General features: G+C 70.4%; 12 protein-coding genes. 7 read left to right on the top strand and 5 right to left on the bottom strand.

Annotation, left to right across the window (positions count from 1 at the left end; genetic code table 11):
* Positions 1 to 4: 4 nt before the first annotated feature.
* The gene (locus HXX10_RS09770; protein WP_296521985.1) at positions 5 to 964 is read left to right on the top strand and encodes a tripartite tricarboxylate transporter substrate binding protein; all 960 of its coding nucleotides are present in this window, start codon (positions 5 to 7) and stop codon (positions 962 to 964) included.
* A 29-nt stretch (positions 965 to 993) separates the two neighbouring features.
* Here the strand turns inward: HXX10_RS09770 and HXX10_RS09765 are convergent, their stop codons facing one another.
* From HXX10_RS09765 to rsmI, 3 genes are all read right to left on the bottom strand, one after another.
* A complete protein-coding gene (locus HXX10_RS09765; RefSeq protein ID WP_296521984.1) occupies positions 994 to 1,401 on the bottom strand; it encodes a RidA family protein in 408 nt (135 codons plus the stop codon).
* A gap of 51 nt (positions 1,402 to 1,452) precedes the next feature.
* Positions 1,453 to 1,902, bottom strand: coding sequence for a YraN family protein (locus HXX10_RS09760; RefSeq protein ID WP_296522055.1), 450 nt, complete (start codon positions 1,900 to 1,902; stop codon positions 1,453 to 1,455).
* 103 nt (positions 1,903 to 2,005) lie between these two features.
* Positions 2,006 to 2,992, bottom strand: a complete 987-nt coding sequence (gene rsmI / locus HXX10_RS09755) for a 16S rRNA (cytidine(1402)-2'-O)-methyltransferase (RefSeq protein ID WP_296521983.1) — start codon at positions 2,990 to 2,992, stop codon at positions 2,006 to 2,008.
* A gap of 145 nt (positions 2,993 to 3,137) precedes the next feature.
* Between rsmI and HXX10_RS09750 the strand changes: the two genes are divergently transcribed.
* The gene (locus tag HXX10_RS09750; protein WP_296521982.1) at positions 3,138 to 4,370 is read left to right on the top strand and encodes a penicillin-binding protein activator; all 1,233 of its coding nucleotides are present in this window, start codon (positions 3,138 to 3,140) and stop codon (positions 4,368 to 4,370) included.
* Here HXX10_RS09750 and HXX10_RS09745 read toward each other — a convergent pair whose 3' ends face one another.
* Complete coding sequence (locus HXX10_RS09745) at positions 4,371 to 7,466, bottom strand: FAD-binding and (Fe-S)-binding domain-containing protein (RefSeq protein ID WP_296521981.1); 3,096 nt, start codon at positions 7,464 to 7,466, stop codon at positions 4,371 to 4,373.
* A gap of 224 nt (positions 7,467 to 7,690) precedes the next feature.
* Between HXX10_RS09745 and HXX10_RS09740 the strand changes: the two genes are divergently transcribed.
* From HXX10_RS09740 to HXX10_RS09725, 4 genes are all read left to right on the top strand, one after another.
* Complete coding sequence (locus HXX10_RS09740) at positions 7,691 to 8,899, top strand: aminotransferase class V-fold PLP-dependent enzyme (protein ID WP_296521980.1); 1,209 nt, start codon at positions 7,691 to 7,693, stop codon at positions 8,897 to 8,899.
* 196 nt (positions 8,900 to 9,095) lie between these two features.
* On the top strand, positions 9,096 to 9,965 hold the full coding sequence (locus tag HXX10_RS09735) for an aldo/keto reductase family oxidoreductase (protein WP_296521979.1): 870 nt from the start codon (positions 9,096 to 9,098) through the stop codon (positions 9,963 to 9,965).
* Positions 9,966 to 10,202: 237 nt separating this feature from the next.
* Positions 10,203 to 11,453: a 23S rRNA (adenine(2503)-C(2))-methyltransferase RlmN gene (rlmN, locus tag HXX10_RS09730; protein WP_296521978.1), complete on the top strand. Its 1,251-nt coding sequence runs from the start codon at positions 10,203 to 10,205 to the stop codon at positions 11,451 to 11,453.
* Between the two features lie 261 nt (positions 11,454 to 11,714).
* Entirely contained in the window at positions 11,715 to 12,203 is a 489-nt protein-coding gene (locus HXX10_RS09725) for a hypothetical protein (protein ID WP_296521977.1), read from the top strand.
* Here HXX10_RS09725 and HXX10_RS09720 read toward each other — a convergent pair.
* Complete coding sequence (locus HXX10_RS09720) at positions 12,122 to 14,047, bottom strand: glycosyltransferase (RefSeq protein ID WP_296521976.1); 1,926 nt, start codon at positions 14,045 to 14,047, stop codon at positions 12,122 to 12,124. The genes HXX10_RS09725 and HXX10_RS09720 overlap by 82 nt on opposite strands.
* A gap of 119 nt (positions 14,048 to 14,166) precedes the next feature.
* On the opposite strand from HXX10_RS09720, the gene HXX10_RS09715 reads away from it, so the two are divergent.
* Positions 14,167 to 15,093, top strand: a complete 927-nt coding sequence (locus tag HXX10_RS09715; protein ID WP_296521975.1) for a transporter substrate-binding domain-containing protein — start codon at positions 14,167 to 14,169, stop codon at positions 15,091 to 15,093.
* Positions 15,094 to 15,188 lie beyond the last annotated feature (95 nt).

Here is a 15,188-nt window from a genome sequence, read left to right as displayed (position 1 = left end):
CTCCATGCGCCCTCTGACCGTGCTGCTCGCGGCGGCCGTGCTCGCCGTCCCGGCTCCCGCGCCTGCCGAGGATGCCTATCCGAGCCGCCCGATCCGCATCATCGTGCCGCTGGCGGCCGGCGGCGGCACCGACATCGTCGCCCGCACCATCGTCCAAGCGGTCGCCGAGGAGTGGCAGGCCAACATCGCGGTCGAGAACCGCACCGGCGGCGGCACCGTGATTGGCGCGCAGGCGCTGTTGAACGCGCCGGCGGACGGCTACACGCTGATGTTCAACACCGCGAGCTTCCTGATCACGCCGCTGCTGCTCGCCGCCAAGCCGTTCGAGCGCTCCCAGGTCGTGCCGGTCAGCCTCGTCGCCGCCTCGCCGCATGTCCTGGTGGTCAGCCGGAACGTGCCGGCCAAGGATGTCGGCGAACTGGTGACCTGGATCAAGAGCAAGGGTGGATCGGCGACTTTTGCGTCGTTCGGAAACGGCTCCTCGGGCCATCTCGGCACCGAGATTCTGCTGCGCCGCCTCGGCGTCCAGATGGTGCATGTGCCCTATCGGGGCAACGCGCCCGCCCTGACCGACGTCCTGGCCGATCACGTGGACCTCATGCTCGCCGACCACATGGACGGCAACATCAAGGCCGGCAGGCCACGGCCGGTCGCCTTCGCGGGCGAGCAGCGCTCGGTCTCGTTGCCGGACGTTCCGACCGTGATCGAGAGCGGCTATCCGGGATACGTCTCGATGTCCTGGTATGGGCTGGTGGCCCGGGTCGGAACGCCGCAGGCCGTGATCGACAAATGGCATGCCGCCGTGACGAACGCGCTGCAAAAGCCCGACGTGCGGGCCAAGCTGATCGAGCAGGGCATCGACCCGATCGGGTCCGCGCCGGCCGATTTCGCCCGCTTCATGGACACCGAGGAAGCGAAATACGCCGAGGTGATCCGCGCCGGCAACATCAAGCCCGGCGACTGAAAATTCGCCGATCGACCGCGCCGGTCCGGTCAGCCCTTCGGCCGGATCAGCGCGACCGCCTCGATCTCGACCAGGATGTCGTCGCGCATCACCTCGGCGCGAAAGCAGGTGCTGATCGGCGGATCCGTCTTGAAGTACTCGGCCCGCACCGCGTTCATGCGTTTGTAGTCGGCGGGGTTCTTCAGCATGATCACCACCTTGAAGACGTCCTCCATGGTGCCGCCGGCAGCCTCGACGCAGGCCCGGATGTTGTCGAGCGTGAGCCGCGTCTGCGCCTCGATGTCGGGCGGGACGTAGCGCTCGTAATAGTCGCCGCTGACATGGCTCAGCGCCGTCGTGCCGGCAATGTAGAGGTGATCTCCGACCAGGACGGCCCGCGAGAACGGGCCGACCGCTTCCGCCATGCCGGCCGGTTGAATGAAGGTCTTGGTCGTCACGGGAGGCTCCTGGTGCAAATGACGAGGCCGAGGCCGCGCGCGGCCGCGGTCTCACGTGCTGGCGTCGAAGGCGCCGGGCAGGTGCCGCGGCAGCGAGCCGGGGGCGATCAGGATGGCGTCGAAGCGCAACGCCAGCCCTTCGGTCTTCGGATGGGCCGCGAGCCAGTATTGTGCCGCGTCGATGATGCGGCTGCGCTGGCGCAGCGAAATCGACTCCGCCGCCGCGTCCAACGACGTGCGCGCCTTCACCTCGACGAACACCACGGTTCCGAGCCGCTGCGCCACGATGTCGATCTCGCCGACCGGCGTCTTGTAGCGGCGGGCGATGATGCGGTAGCCCTTCGCCATCAGGAAGGCAGCGGCCCGGCTCTCGGCCGAGAGGCCGAGTTTCATCGCGGCTTGCCGTTTCGGCGCCGGCGGCGGCTTCGGCTGTCCGTTCGGCTGGCCTGATGCTTCGGTCGGGACAGGCTTGGGCGACGGGCCGGATGCCGGCTGTCCGATTTCGCCCGGACCTTTGAGCGTTCGCCGGCCCTGCAAACCGGTCGGCCCGACGCCGCTCGGCACCGCGCGCACGGGCTTGCGCGGAGGCGGCGGCGTTCCGTCGTCACGGCTCATCGGGCGTCTCCCGGGCGAGCGCCAACGCGCGCTGGTAGACGTCGCGGCGCGGCGCTCCGGTCGCGGCCACGACGGTCGCCACGGCATCCTTCAGCGAGGCCGCGCGCAGGGCCGTCGCCAGCATGGCGTCGATCTCCTCCGGCGCGGTCGCGGCCTCCGCGGCGGGCGGGGCGATCACCAGCACGACCTCGCCGCGGGTCTCGGCCCCTGCGGCATAAGCCGCCGCGAGACCGGCGAGGTCGCCGCGCCGGACTTCCTCGTGCAGCTTGGTCAGTTCGCGGCACACCGCCGCCTCGCGCGGGCCCAGGCCGGCAGCGAGGTCGGCCAGCGCGTCGGCGAGCCGCGGCCCGGTCTCGAACAGCACCAGGGTGGCGGGGATCTTTGAAATCTCGCCGATCCGGTTTCTGCGGGCACCTTCGCGGGGCGGCAGGAAGCCTTCGAAGAAGAAGCGGTCGGTCGGCAGACCGGCGATGGTCAGCGCCGTCAGCACGGCGGAGGGGCCGGGCACCGCCGTCACCGGAACTCCGGCCTCGCGCGCCTCGCGCACTAGGCGGAAGCCGGGATCGGAGACCAGCGGCGTGCCGGCGTCCGACACCAGCGCGACGGCCTCGCCGGCGGCGAGCCGGGCCAAAATCTTCGGCCGGGCGACCGTCGCGTTGTGCTCGTGATAGGCGGTGAGCGGGCGCGAGATGCCATAGCGGGCGAGCAGCTTCCGCGTCACCCGCGTGTCCTCGCAGGCGATCAGGTCGGCGGCCGCCAGCGTCGCCAGCGCCCGCAGCGACACGTCCTCGAGATGGCCGATCGGGGTCGCGACCACATGGAGGCCGGAGGCGAGCGGCGGGCAGCGCCGCGGTGCGCCGAACAGCACGAAGCTGCGCTCGCCCGCGTCCGCGACCGTGGCCGCGTCGAGATCGGTCGTGTCGAAATCCGGCTCCGCCGGCTCGGAGTCGCCGGGTTCTGGCGCGTCGTCGCTCATCCGGGCGTTCTAGCCGGCCCCGGCCCGGACCGGAAGGGCTGGCCGGGCTCCCGGCGCGTCGTTGAGGATTGACCAGGCGATTGCGCTGTGGCGCTGTTGGTCGCGATAGTGTTCTGGCCCGCCTTTCCGCGGGGGAGTTTCGGTCATGGCAGCCTCTGACGATCCGACCGGTCGCGCCCCGACCCGTCGCGTCGTGGTCCGGGTTCTCGGGATCGGCGCGGCGGCGCTCGCGGCCGGCTGCACGGGCGTCGACCTCGGCAGCCTCGGCTCGCGCGGGGGACCCGATGCGCCGCCGCCCTCCACGGCCTCGGCCCCGATCGGCGAGCCGCTTCCCGCCCCCGGCGGCGGTCCGGCCGGGGCGACCCCGCCCGGCCAGACGCGGGTGAGCCTGCTGCTGCCGCTGTCGGCCGGCGGCAATGCCGGCGCCGCCGCCCAGTCGATGAAGAACGCCGCCGAGATGGCGCTCGCCGAGTTCAACAACCCGGCCGTCCTGCTCGACGTGAAGGACGACGGCGGCACCGCCCAGGGCGCTCAGGGCGCCGCCCGGCAGGCGCTGGACGAGGGCGCCGTGGTGATCCTCGGGCCGCTGTTCGCCCATGCGGTCGGCGCCGCCGCCCAGGTGGCGCGCGGCCGCGTGCCGGTGATCGCCTTCTCGACCGATTCGAACGTCGCCTCGCGCGGTGTCTATCTGCTGAGCTTTCTGCCCGAGTCCGACGTCGACCGGGTCGTCGATTACGCGGCCCAGCAGGGCAAGCGCTCTTTCGCGGCGCTGCTGCCCGACAACCCCTATGGCAGCGTCGTCGAGGCGGCGTTCAAGCAGGCGGTGTCGCGCAAGGGCGGCCGCGTCACCGTGGTGGAGCGCTACAAGGCCGAAGGTCTGCAGGGGCCGGTGCGCCAGATCGCCGAGGCGGCCGGCCGCTCCGACGCGCTGTTCATCGCCGACTCGGGCGATTCGCTGCCGCGGGTCGTGCAGGCCCTGCAGGCCGGCGGCGTCGACCCCAAGCGCCTGCAGCTCATCGGCACCGGCCTGTGGGACGACCCGCGCGTCTTTTCCGACGCGGCGCTCGACGGCGGCTGGTTCGCGGCGCCGGATTCGGCCGGCTTCCGCGCCTTCTCGGGGCGCTATCGCGGCCGCTACGGGCAGGACCCGGTGCGCACCGCGACCCTCGCCTACGACGCCGTCGCGCTGGTTGCGGCGCTGCTCAAGGGCGGCCAGCGGATCAGCGACGAGGTGCTGACCAACCCGTCCGGCTTCGCCGGCATCGACGGCGTGTTTCGCTTCCGCGCCGACGGCACCAATCAGCGCGGCCTCGCCGTGCTGAAGGTGACGACCGCGGGCGGCCAGGTGGTGTCGGCGGCGCCCCGAACCTTCACCTGATCACGTCGCCCGATCAGCGCGGGTTTCGCGTGCCGCCTTCACGCTCGCCGCCAGCACGCGGGCGACGTGAAGCGCTTTTCGCCCGGCGCCGTCAGAAATCTGATGCCGGCAGGAGGCACCGTCGGCGACGATCAGGGCGTCGTCGGGCGCGCCGCGCACGGCCGGCAGCAGCGACAGCTCGCCCATGGCGAGCGACACGTCGATGGTCTCGGCCGCAAAGCCGAAGCCGCCCGCCATGCCGCAGCAGCTCGACTCGATCGTCTCGACCGACAAATCCGGGATCAGCCGCAGCACGCGGGCGACGTCGCCCATCGCGCCGAATGATTTCTGATGACAATGCCCGTGCAGAAATGCGCGGCCGGCGATCGGCGCCAGTGGCAGCGCCAGCGTGCCGCGCTCCGCCTCGCGGACCAGAAACTCCTCGAACAGCAGCGCCTGCTGCGCCACCGCGCGGGCGGTATCGGTGTTCACCAGAGCCGGAATCTCGTCGCGGAAGGTCAAGAGGCAGCTCGGCTCCAGCCCGACCACCGGGATTTTTCGCGCGACATAGGGCGCGAGCGCGGCGAGCGTGCGCTCCGCCTCGCGGCGCGCCTCCTCGACGCGGCCGACAGAGAGAAACGTGCGGCCGCAGCACAGCGGGCGTCCGCCGTCGACGGGTCGCGCGACATGGACGCGAAAGCCCGCGGCGGCGAGCACAGTCCGAGCAGCCCGGAGATTGTCGGGCTCGAACCAGCGATTGAGCGTGTCGGCGAACAGGACGACGTGTCTTCCTTCACCCTCCCCTGGAGGGGGAGGGTCGGGCGCGAGCGCAGCTCGCGTCCGGGGTGGGGTGAACGGCGAAGCCGGCGCGTGTGGTTTCACCCCACCCCGCCGCGCTTCGCGCGTCGACCCTCCCCCTCCAGGGGAGGGTGAAAAGACGGTGCCCTCGTCGTCCCTGAAATAATCACTCCGCCACCGCGGCAGCGGGCGCCGTGCCGAGAAGCCGAGCAAACTCTCAGACAATGCCGCCAGCCCCGGAATGCGATCGCGAAGATTCATCAGCCACGGCACGCGCGCCGCATAGGGGGCGTACCGCGGCAGCCAGCCCGTGACGCGGTCCTGCAGCGACAGCCCGTGCGTCTGCGTCCAAGCGTGCAAAACCTCGATCTTCATGCGGGCCATGTCGACGCCGGTCGGGCATTCGCGCCGGCACGCCTTGCAGGAGACGCACAGCGTCAGCGTCTCCATCATCTGATCGGATGTCAGCGCACCCGGCCCGAGCTGGCCCGTGATGGCGAGTCGCAACGTGTTGGCGCGACCTCTCGTGGAGTCTCTTTCGTCCCGCGTCGCGCGAAAGCTCGGGCACATGACGCCGCCGGCGAGCGACCGGCAGGCGCCGTTGTTGTTGCACATCTCGACGGCGCCCTGAAAACCGCTGCCGGCGCCGGGATACGCCGACCAGTCGAGTGCCGTCGTCATCGGCGCCGCGCCGTATCCCTCGCCGAACCGGAACCAGGCGCGGTCGTCGAATTTTCGAGCGCGCACGATCTTGCCGGGATTGAAAAGGCCCTGCGGGTCGAAGCGGTCCTTCACGGTCTCGAAGGCGCGCACCAGGCGCGTGCCGAACATCGCCTCGTGAAACTCCGAGCGCACCAGGCCGTCGCCGTGCTCGCCCGAATGCGAGCCCTTGTACTCGCGCACGACCGCGAAGGCCTCCTCGGCGATCGCCCGCATCGCCTTGCGGTCCTGTTCCAGCCGCAGGTTCAGCACGGGCCGCACATGCAGGCAGCCGACCGACGCATGCGCGTACCAGGTGCCGGTGGTGCCGTGCCTGTGGAACACCTCGGTCAGTCGCGACGTGTAGTCGGCGAGGTGCTCCAGCGGCACGGCGCAGTCCTCGACGAAGGAGACGGGCTTTCCCGCGTCCTTCATCGACATCATGATGTTGAGCCCGGCGGTGCGCAGCTCGGTGACGGCCGCCTGCAGCCCGGCGTCGGTGATGTCGACCACGCCGCCGAAAGTCTTCCCCGGCTTGTCCCAGGCGAAGCCGAGGTCGCCGATCAGCTCGTGCAGGCGGGCGAGGCGGAACAAATTCTCGTCGTGCTCCGCTTCTGCGAACTCGACCAGCAGGATGGCGGCAGGCGTGCCGCGCACCACCGCCTCGAGGGTCGGGCGAAACATCGCGATGTCACGGGCGAGCCCGATCATGGTGGCGTCGACCAGCTCGACCGCCATCGGCATCAGCCGGACGATGTGCTGCGCCGCGTCCATGGCGCCGCGAAAGTCGCCGAAATGGCAGGCGCCGACGACGCGCCGGCCGAGCAGCGGCGACAGCTTCAGCTCGATCGCGGTCGAGAAGGCGAGCGTGCCCTCGGAGCCGACCAGAATATGAGCGAGGTTGAGGTCGTTGGTGCCCGGCACCAGCGCATCGATGTCATAGCCGCCGACCCGCCGCTGCACCTTCGGAAACCGCGCCGCGATCTCGCCGGCCTCTCGTGCGGCCAGCGCGAGCAGGTCCTGGGCCAGCGGCCGTACCGGCGATGTTTTCGGGAGATCGGACAAGTCCGCGGCGACACGGCCGAACCGCGCCGGCGTCCCGTCGGCCAGCAGCGCGTCGATCGCCAGCACGTTCTCTCGCGTATTGCCGTAGCGCAGCGACCGGCCACCACACGAATTGTTGGCCGTCATGCCGCCGATGGTGGCCCGCGACGCGGTGGAGACATCGACCGGAAACCACAGGCCGTGCGGCTTCAGCTTGCGGTTCAGCTCGTCGAGCACCAGGCCGGGCTCGACCACGCAGCGGGATCCGGCGACGTCGAGATCGATGATCCGGGTGAGATGCTTCGAGCAGTCGACGACCAGCGAGTCCCCGACCGTCTGGCCGGCCTGCGAGGTGCCGCCGCCGCGCGCCAGCACGCTGACGCCGTTTTCACGCGCGATCGCGATGGCCTTGGCCGCGTCCTCGGCGGTGCGCGGCGCCACCACGCCGACCGGGAATTTCTGATAGTGCGAGGCATCGGTGGCGTAGCGGCCGCGGGTGAAGCGGTCGAAGGCGACGTCGCCCAGGTTCTCGGCGGCGAGGCGGCGCTCCAGGCCGGACGCGTTGGGACGGGGCATGCGGCACTCTTCGGCGGGCTGGAGGGTCAGGCAGGCGGCGCGAGGCCGTGTTGCGGCGTGTTCTGGTTGCGCTGCAACAGCCCAAGAACCTTGACGGACTGTCGCATTCGTCCTTGAAAACGGCAAGCCGCGGCCTACCGAATGCGCTCCGGCCGGGCCATCCGGCGCCGACACGTTTTCATGCGGCGCTTCGTTCCGAAGACGCCACCGACAGGGAACCCCCGATGCCCAAGAATGCCTCGCGCGCCGCCGGACGGCATTTCCTCCACATTCCCGGCCCGACCCCGGTGCCCGATCGCATCCTGCGCGCCATGGACACGCCGCTGATCGATCATCGCGGCCCGGAGTTTTCGGCGCTGGCGCGCCGCGCGCTCGACGGCATCAAGACGATCTTCAAGACCACCAACCCGGTGATCATCTACACGGCGACCGGCACGGGCGCCTGGGAGGCGGCGCTGGTCAACACGCTGTCGCCGGGCGACCATGTGCTGATGGTCGAGACCGGCCAGTTCGCCGCCCAGTGGCGCAACATGGCGCAGAAGCTCGGGCTGACCCCCGAGATGATCCCGACCGACTGGCGGGTCGGCGTCGATCCCGCCGCCGTCGAGGCGCGCCTGAAGGACGACAAGGCGCACGCCATCAAGGCCGTCTGCGTGCTCCACAACGAGACCGCCACGGGCTGCCTGTCCGACATCGCAGCGGTGCGCAAGGCGATCGACGCGGCCGGCCATCCGGCGCTGCTGATGGTCGACACCATCTCGTCGCTCGCTTCGGTCGACTACCGCCACGACGAATGGGGCGTCGACGTCACGGTCGGCGGCGCCCAGAAGGGCCTGATGCTGCCGCCCGGCATGTCGTTCAACGCGGTCAGCGACAAGGCGCTGGCGGCGAGCAAGACGGCGAAGCTGCCGAAATCCTTCTTCGCCTGGGACGACATGCTGACCATGAACCGGCAGGGCTTCTTCCCCTACACGCCGGCCACCAACATGATCCAGGGCCTGGTCGTCGCCATCGACATGCTGCACGAGGAGGGGCTGGAGGCGGTGTTCGCCCGCCACGAGCGGCTGGCCGAGGCGACCCGCCGGGCCGTGCGGGCCTGGGGCCTGGACATCCTGTGCCGCGACCCGAAGGCGTACTCGCCGACCGTCACGGCCGTGCTGCTGCCCGAGGGCCACAACGCCGACGCGCTGCGCGCCCAGGCGCTGGAGCACTTCAACGTCTCCTACGGCGCCAGCTTCGGACCTTACGCCGGAAAATACTTCCGCATCGGCCATCTCGGCGACACCAACGACCTCACCGTGCTGGCGGCGCTGGCCGGCGCCGAGATGACGCTGTCGCTCGCCGGCATCCCGCACCGCAAGGGCGGCGTCCAGGCCGCCATGGATTTCCTGGTCGAGGCCCACGCCAAGCCGGCCCGGGTGGCGGCGGAGTAGGAGCGGCCGTGTCGTAGGGCGCCAATGAGCGAAGCGAATTGCGCCGGGGTGCCGATGGCGCAATTCGCTGCGCTCATTGACGCCCTACGCTCCGGATTCGCACTGTTCGGAATTTCGCACGGCCCGTGCGGATCGGTCCTAGTTTTCGAACGCTCCTCGACCGTGTAGCTGTGCCGGTCTGACAAGGAGATCGACCATGTCGCGCATCGACCAGTCCGGCACCCACGCGCTCGGCCACCGCAGCGTGAAGCGGCTCGGCTACGGCGCCATGCAGCTCGCCGGGCCGGGCGTGTTCGGGCCGCCCAAGGATCCCGACGCGGCCCGCGCCGTGCTGCGCGAGGCGGTGGCGAGCGGCGTGAACCACATCGACACCTCCGATTTCTACGGCCCGCACGTCACCAACCGGCTGATCCGCGAGGCGCTGCACCCTTATTCGGACGATCTCGTCATCGTCACCAAGATCAGCGCCCGGCGCGGCAAGGACGGCTCGTGGATCCCGGCGATGTCGCCGCCGGAGCTGACCCAGGCCGTGCACGACAACCTCGAGAATCTCGGGCTCGACGTGCTGGAGGTGGTCAACCTGCGCAGCATGCTCGACGTCCACGGGCCGGCCGAGGGCTCGCTCGAGGCGCCGCTGACAGTGCTGGCGGAGCTGCGCGAAAAAGGGCTGATCCGCCATATCGGGCTGAGCAATGTCACGCCCAAGCAGGTTGCCGACGGTCAAAAGATCGTGCCGATCGCCTGCGTGCAGAACATGTACAACGTGGCCCACCGCGCCGACGACGCCCTGATCGACGACCTCGCCCGCGACGGCATTCCCTATGTGCCGTTCTTCCCGCTCGGCGGCTTCACGCCGTTGCAGTCGTCCGTGCTGGACGCGGTCGCCGAAAGGCTCGGGGCGACGCCCATGCAGGTGGCGCTGGCCTGGCTCCTGCGTCGCGCAGAAAACATTCTGCTCATCCCCGGGACGTCGTCGCTCGCCCACCTGCACGAAAACCTCGCCGCCGCCTACCTGACGCTGCCCGACGACGCGATGGCGGAGCTTGCGGGAATCGCAGGCTCTTAACGCCGCCGAAACGTCGTAGGGCGCAATGAGCGCAGCGAATTGCGCCGGCTTGCCCGGCGTCCCGGCGGCGCAATTCGCTGCGCTCATTGCGCCCTACACACTCGGCGACTCGGAGGCGGGTGCGACGGGCCTCCTTGGACATCCGGGACGCGAACGCCTACATAACGGGGCGGCCCGAAAGCCGATCACCCCCGAAAAGCGCCGGGCGATGCCCGAAGACACCGCCCGCAGAGACCCATGACCGCTTCGCCCGAACCTGTTTCGCTCGACACCGCCGCTCCCGCGCCTGCTCCGCTGGAGAAGACGCCGCTCGAGGCCTATGTGGCGCCAGATAAGCCGTCGCTGGTCGGTTTTTCGCGGGCGGCGCTGAAAGAGGCGCTGATCGGCATCGGGGTGCCGCCGGCCCAGACCAAGATGCGGGTCCAGCAGATCTGGCACTGGATCTATGTGCGCGGCGCCCAGAATTTCGACGTGATGACGACCATGTCGAAGGATCTGCGCGTCGAGCTGGACCGGCATTTCACCCTGGCGCGGCCCGAGGTGGTGGCCGAGCAGGTGTCGTCCGACGGCACCCGCAAATGGCTGCTGCGCCTGCCGGGCGACGGGACGGCTGGAAATCCGCACGAGGTCGAGTGCGTCTACATTCCCGAGACCGACCGCGGGACATTGTGTGTCTCCAGCCAGGTCGGCTGCACGCTCACCTGCTCGTTCTGCCACACCGGCACGCAGCGCCTGGTGCGCAACCTGACGGCCGGCGAGATCGTCGGCCAGATTCTCGTCGCCCGCGATCGTCTGGGCGAATGGCCGGGCGGAACACCGCCGACCGACGGCATCGTGCCGACCGACGGCGGCCGCTTCATCAGCAACATCGTCATGATGGGCATGGGCGAGCCGCTCTACAATTTCGAGGCGGTGCGCGACGCGCTGCTGGTGGCCGCCGACGGCGAGGGGATCGGCATCTCCAAGCGCCGCATCACGCTGTCGACCTCGGGCGTGGTGCCCAACATCGTGCGGGCCGGCGACGAGATAGGCGTCATGCTGGCGGTGTCGCTGCATGCGGTGCGCGACTCCGTGCGCGACGAGCTGGTGCCGCTCAACAAGAAATATCCGATCGCGCAACTGATGGAGGCCTGCCGCAACTATCCGGGCCTCAACAATGCCAGGCGCATCACCTTCGAATACGTGATGCTGAAGGGCGTCAACGACTCGCTCGCCGACGCCAAGGCGCTGGTGAAGCTCGTCAAGGGCATTCCGGCCAAGATCAACCTGATCCCGTTCAATCCCTGGCCCGGCACTAGGTACGAATGCTCCGACTGGGAGCAGATCGAGAAGTTCTCCGAGTACGTGTTCGCCGCCGGCTACTCGTCGCCGGTCAGGACCCCGCGCGGCCGCGACATCTCGGCCGCCTGCGGCCAGCTCAAGAGCGAGACCGAGCGCCTCACCGCCCGCGAGCGCATGGCGCTGCGCGCCATGGCGATGACGGAGTAGCGAGGACGCGGCGTCGTACACCGCGCAGGCGCTACGGGGTGCTCAGATCTTGTTTTGTCGAAGAGATCGGATGGTGCGGCAAAGAGCGTGCCTCACCCTCCGACGTCATCGCCGGGCTCGACCCGGCGATCCATCATGCTGCGAAAAGAGCGTTTTTACGAAACTTGATGGATGCGCGGGTCGAGCCCGCGCATGACGGTTCTGATGCATGTGACGCGATGTGTGCCGTGCGCTCCGCACCCGGTCGTGTATAACCGCCGCATGGATCACGTCGGCCGCCTGCTGCTTCGCCTGCTCCTCGTGCCGCTCGGCGGCATGGTCGCCGTTGCGGTGGCGATTGCCGTCGTGGTGGCGGCCCACTGGGGCGCCATCCAGGCGCTGGCGACCGCCGATCCGGAGCGGCAGGGCGACTACATGATGGCGCTGGTCGCGGCCGGGCCCGAGCTGTTCGTGGCGCTGTCGACCACCATGCTGTACACGCTGGCGGCGGCCGCGATCGGCGTGCTGATCGCCGAGGTTTTCGCCATCCGCTCGTGGATCTTTCATGCCGCCAATGGCGGCCTTTCCGCCTGGATCGGCTGGTCGCTCTCGGCCAGCGGCGACGGCGGTCTTCGCGCTTTTTCCGAGCCCAAGACACTGATCGCGGCCGGGCTCGCGGCCGGCCTCGCCTATTGGCTGATCGCCGGCTCGACCTCGGGCTTCTTCAAGCCGCTGCGCACGCCTCGCATACCGGAGCCGGCGTCGCGCTGACGCCACGTCGTCGTGCGCGACGTCCTCGCCAGCCCGTGCTCGGTCTTGTCCCAGCGATAGGGATCGCGGAACAGCTTGATCAGCGCCCGCCACGCGGCTGCGGCGAGCAGCAGCCAGTGCAGCGGCATCAGCAGCAGCACCGGGGCGACCGACAAGAGCCGCCGCCGCGCCAGGCCCACCAGCCCGAGCAGCACCGAGGCTGCATAGCCGGCGACACATGTGCCGCCGAACAGCGTCACCAGCGCCGCCTCGGCGCCGTCGGACAAGCGCGGCCAGCCGGCGGTCGCGAGCTTGGCGATCAGCACGGCGGCGAACAGCGGGTGCACCAGCGCGGCCAGCACGGTGCCGCCGACGACGAGCTGCAGCGTGACGAAGCCGGCCGGCCCGAGCTCGCGCAGCGTGCGGCGCGGCGCGCGCATGTGCACCAGCCAGGTCTGGATCCAGCCCTGGAACCAGCGGGTGCGCTGACGCAGCCACGGTGTCAGCCGCGCCGGCGCCTCCTCGTGCGTGGTCGAGGCGATCACGTCGGTGCCAAAACCGTGGCGGGCGAGCCGCATGCCGAGATCGGCATCCTCGGTGAGGTTGAACGCATCCCAGCCACCGACCGCCCGCAGGGCCGTCGTGCGGAAGTGATTGGACGAGCCGCCGAGCGGCAGCGGCAGCCGCAGCCGCGCCAGAACGGGCAGGAACACGTCGAACAGCCCGGCATATTCGGCCGTGAACAGCGCGGTCAGAACACCGTCGCGGGTGTTGTCGATGGTGAGGCGCGCCTGCACGCAGGCGAGCCGGTCGCCGCCGGCCGCGAAGGCGGCGACGGCGCGGCGGAGCTGGTCGGACTCGGGGCGGTCCTCGGCGTCGAACACCGCGAGCAGATGGCCGCGGGCGAACGGCAGGGCCGCGTTGAGGGCCTTCGGCTTGGTGCGCGGGCCGATGTCGGGAGCGATCAGGATCTCGTAGGGCGGCCCCAGCCGCTGCGCCTCCAGGGCCTCGCGCGTCGCGGCGTCGTCGGCCTCCAGGACCAGAACGATCTGCAGTTTTTCGGGCGGGTAGTCGAGTGCGTCGAGGGCCCTGACGAGCTGCGGCACCGTCGCGGCCTCGCGATAGAGCGCGACCACGATGGTGTAGAGCGGCAGCGCGCCGTCCTGGAGCCGTGCGAGGCGCACCGGCGAGCCCGGCGGCATCGCGACGGCGGCGATCCGCAACGCCGTCCAGGCCAGGAACAGCGCCGCCAGCGCGATACCGAGCGCCGTCGCGACGCCGGGCCAGGCGAGGACCGGCACCGCCCCGGCAGCAAGCGCCAGAACTGGCCAGACGGACCGGGGTCTTTTCGGCGCCGCCGAGAAGGCCGGCCGCTCGTGCACCAGCGCGAAGGCGGCGCGCGTGCCGAGCGCCGCCCCGGCGCCGCGCTGCACGAAGCGGCGTAACCGCTCACCCGTGGTGAGGCGAAGATTCGGCGGCTGCGCCGGCGTGCCGGCGAGCTCGGCGAGGCGCCGTGCCGCCGCACCCTGCGGCACCACCACGACGGCGCTTTCGCGCGCGTCGTCGATCGGCACCATGCCGGCGGCAACGGCTTCGATCAGCCGGTCGTCGGCGAGCGGGCAGGCGCTGCGCGGGCGCCAGTCGATCGGCTCGAACGGCAGGCCGAGCTTCCTGGCAAAGGCCCGGCCATAGTCGTCGTCGGTCAGCAGCCCGGCCGCGACCAGCACCCGGTCGGCCGTGACGCCGAGGCTTCGGGCGCGCTGCTCGGCGAAGGCGAGAACGACCGGCGGCAGCCGGTCGCGCACGCAGTCGAGCTCCGGACACGGGCTGACGGCGCCCGCCGGGTCCGCAAGCGCGTCCCGCACGCGTGGACGCTCGCCGCGATTCCCCATCGCTCCCCCGACACGCGGCTCTGACACAACGGCGCTGCCTCGGCCGGCGACTTCGTCTATAAGGGCGCGGCGCCCCAGACCCGGACGGCCCGATGCCCAGACAGACTAGCCCAAGCAGCTCCAGGTTGCGAATCGTGACGAGCGCGCTTGCCAAAAAGCTCGCTGTGATTGCAGGAACGATCCTGACCGGCGTGGCGATGGTGGCGGGGCAGGGTGCTCTTGCACCGGCGCCGGTCCACGCCCAGGCGGCATCGCCGGGCGTGCCGATCCCCGGCTTCTGGGATCCGCGCCGGCGGCCGGAGCGGCCGGACCTTCGCCTCACCCTGATCCGCTTCATGAGCGAGGTGGATTATCCGCCGTTCAACTATGCGGGGCCGGACGGCAACCCGGCCGGCTTCAATGTCGACCTCGCCCGGGCGATCTGCGACGAGCTCAAGGTCGCCTGCACGGTGCAGATGCGGCGCTTCGACACCCTGGTCGAATCGCTCGCCGAGAACCGCGGCGACGCCGCCATCGCCTCGATGGCGGTCTCGTTCGACACCCGCAAGAAGGTCGATTTCAGCGATCCGTATTACCGGCCGGTTGCGCGCTTCGCCGCCAAGCGCAGCGCCGCGATCGATTCGGTGCTGCCCGAGCGGGTCGAGGGCAAGAAGGTCGCGGTGGTCGCCGGCACGGCGCACGAGGCCTATCTGCGCGCCTTGTTCACCGAGGCCGAGCTGAAGCCCTTCCCGACGCCCGAGGAGGCGCGCGCCGCCCTGGTGAAGGGCGAGGTCGACCTCCTGTTCGGCGACGGCTACGGCCTCGCCTTCTGGCTCAACGGCACCGAGGCGGCCGGCTGCTGCCGCTTCGTCGGCGGCCCCTTCGTCGAGAGCCGCTATTTCGGCGAGGGCGTCGGCATCGCGGTGAAGAAGGGCAACGACCAGCTCCGCCTCGCCATCAACTGGGCCCTGTTCCGGCTGTGGGAGAAGGGCAAGTTCGCCGACCTCTGGCTGAAATACTTTCCCGTCAACCCGTTCTGACGGCGGGCCGGACCGCGCGCCGGCGCGGGCCGAAGCATTTGACCCCGCGCGTCACGATCCTTAGACGAGGCGGACGCGGGTCTTCTGCCGCGGCG

It is taken from the genome of Rhodoplanes sp. (assembly GCF_013377085.1).
Lineage (GTDB): Bacteria > Pseudomonadota > Alphaproteobacteria > Rhizobiales > Xanthobacteraceae > Rhodoplanes.
Note: the sequence above shows the minus strand (reverse complement) of the source record. Positions and strands in the feature narration are given on the sequence as shown.